This window comes from Mesorhizobium sp. M1E.F.Ca.ET.063.01.1.1 (assembly GCF_003998155.1).
Lineage (GTDB): Bacteria > Pseudomonadota > Alphaproteobacteria > Rhizobiales > Rhizobiaceae > Mesorhizobium.
This window is the reverse complement of sequence record NZ_RZSC01001630.1, coordinates 1-439: the sequence shown is the minus strand read 5'-3', so window position 1 is coordinate 439 and position 439 is coordinate 1. Positions and strand designations below refer to the sequence as shown.

Annotated in this window: 1 protein-coding gene; it reads right to left on the bottom strand. The window is 59.9% G+C overall.

Annotated elements, in window-relative coordinates:
- Positions 1–208: 208 nt before the first annotated feature.
- Positions 209–439 (bottom strand): hypothetical protein (locus EOA29_RS42560; RefSeq protein WP_210213244.1); only part of this gene is annotated, 231 nt, incomplete at its 5' end.

The window sequence follows — 439 nt, the reverse complement described above, 5'->3', positions numbered from 1 at the left end:
ACCCTGAACCGTCCAGTCCAAAAGGGGAGGACAGATAGGGGCACACACGGCCTCACATCTACCGACCGGCCACAGCCACCGCGCGCCACGGCCCCCGGAATGGAACAGGGCAGGCAGCGGGAGAACGCCGGACAGATCGGTAGGTGAGAAGCCGTGAGGAGAGGGTGTTGTCGTCCGAACAGGTGGGCCTTATCCGACCAAGTAACCTCTACCGGCCCCTCGGAGCATCCCTCAAGATGGCCTGAAGTTCATCGAAGAGTTCCTTCTCGCTCTTCCGAACGCGCTCTCCATCATCTGGCCTTTCCACTGGTTTGAAATGGTCCTCTATTTGTTCAATGCTATCGGCCATCCCCGGCTGTCTTCCGTCCCACTTCTGGTATTCGGAGGTCCCAACCACGAAGCTCCGTGCCGTCACTCGCTCCATCACCATGGCCTGGAC